This window comes from Streptomyces sp. ADMS, assembly GCF_033441795.1.
Classification (GTDB): Bacteria; Actinomycetota; Actinomycetes; order Streptomycetales; family Streptomycetaceae; genus Streptomyces.
This window is the reverse complement of sequence record NZ_JAVFVX010000305.1, coordinates 1-1,445: the sequence shown is the minus strand read 5'-3', so window position 1 is coordinate 1,445 and position 1,445 is coordinate 1. Positions and strand designations below refer to the sequence as shown.

General features: G+C 63.1%; 1 protein-coding gene and 1 pseudogene. Both read right to left on the bottom strand.

Features of this window, described 5'->3' with window-relative positions; translation table 11 throughout:
- Window positions 1-473: pseudogene (locus tag RB628_RS40575) on the bottom strand (hypothetical protein); the annotation flags it as partial.
- Window positions 470-1,015, bottom strand: a complete 546-nt coding sequence (locus tag RB628_RS40570) for a regulator component (RefSeq protein ID WP_318325659.1) — start codon at window positions 1,013-1,015, stop codon at window positions 470-472. The pseudogene RB628_RS40575 and the gene RB628_RS40570, both read right to left, overlap by 4 nt.
- Between the last annotated feature and the right edge of the window lie 430 nt (window positions 1,016-1,445).

Genomic DNA, 1,445 nt, shown 5'->3' with positions numbered 1-1,445 from the left:
CGGGTCGACTTCGACTGCCGCAGGGCCTGCCGCAGGAAGTCGACGATGGCGAAGCCCAGGTAGGAGATGAAGAGGAGCAGGTAGAGCGCGTACACCTGCGGCGAGCGGTGCGTCATCTGCTCAATCGTGGACAGCACCGTCATGCCGAAGACGGATGCGGCGAGAAGGAGGAGGCGCAAGCGGATGCGCCGCCGCGCTTCCGCGGGTTCCAGGTTGACCTGGAAGGAGACGGCGAGGACAGAGGTGGCAGCCGCCAGGGAGGCGGAGTTGCTCAGCAGCCGGGCCACATGCGGCACGACCGCCTCGACCGCGTTCTCGAACAGCGGCGCGTAGGAGGCGAAGGCCACGGCGAAGGAGCTGAGGAGGGCGCCCATGGCCCACGTTCCGGAGGGGCGCGGCGTGCCCCGGCCGAGGACCCAGTAGCCGGCAGCCGCTGCGAGGAGGCAGGCCATCCCGAGGAAAACGGCATTCATCGTGAGCGGAACCGACCTTTCTTAATGGGCTGCGCGAAGAGTGCGTCCCAGCTGTCCGATCCCTTCTCGGGCTGACGGGGAGGGGATTCGCGTTCTCGGTAGATGCGCTGGCGAATTACGGTCGCCATCATCTCCGCTTCGCGTTCGTCTGCCGTGGAATAGCTCGTGCGTCCCGACATGCGCATCACCAGTGTGGGATTTACTCCGAGGGCACGCGCCGTAGAGGCGTCGACCTCCAGGCTTCCGGGATGGTCGCAGTACACATGGCACAGTTCGTGGGTGAGGATGTGTCGCTGGTGATGAATCGAGGTCCCCTCTTCGTAGAAGAGGAGGTCGGACTCTGGCGTCTCCAGGCGTATGCCGCACGGCGCGTCGATCGCGCCGAGCGTGCTCAGGGGCTTGAGGATGATGGGCTTCCCGCGAAACGCTGCTATCGCTTCGCGCAATTCCCTGGTGCTGAAGCGGTATGGCAGACGCAAACGATCGACCTGCTCCTCACACGATTTGAAAATTTGGCTTTCGTCGATTTCTGGCAAGGGCATGGCAATCCCCCCTCGGCCTGGGCTGTACGCCATCTTGCTGGTGAACGATGGCAAGAGGATGTCAGGAGGAGGGCGGAACTCGCGCTGCCCGGAACTGTCAGTTCCGGTTACGGACGGTGAGTCTTTCCGCTGTGCGAAGCGAGGTGGGAGGCGACCTGGTTCGACTCTCGATCTCTGACGGCTTCTAGGTGTTGCGTCGGTGGCGCAGTTAGGTGAAAGATCAACTATCCGTTATGTCTGGCTACGCTGAATGACGATCTCTTGATCCTTTGATTGTGTATCAGGGCGCGTTGTGAGGCATGTCATGTGATCGGGTGATCTAACATCTCGCTTCATGGACTCCCGGGGCGGGCGCGGCGACGATGACTCGCAGGGTGAGTCCCTGTCCGAGCTGCTGCGTTCCTGGCGGAGCCGGTCGGATCCCCGTGCG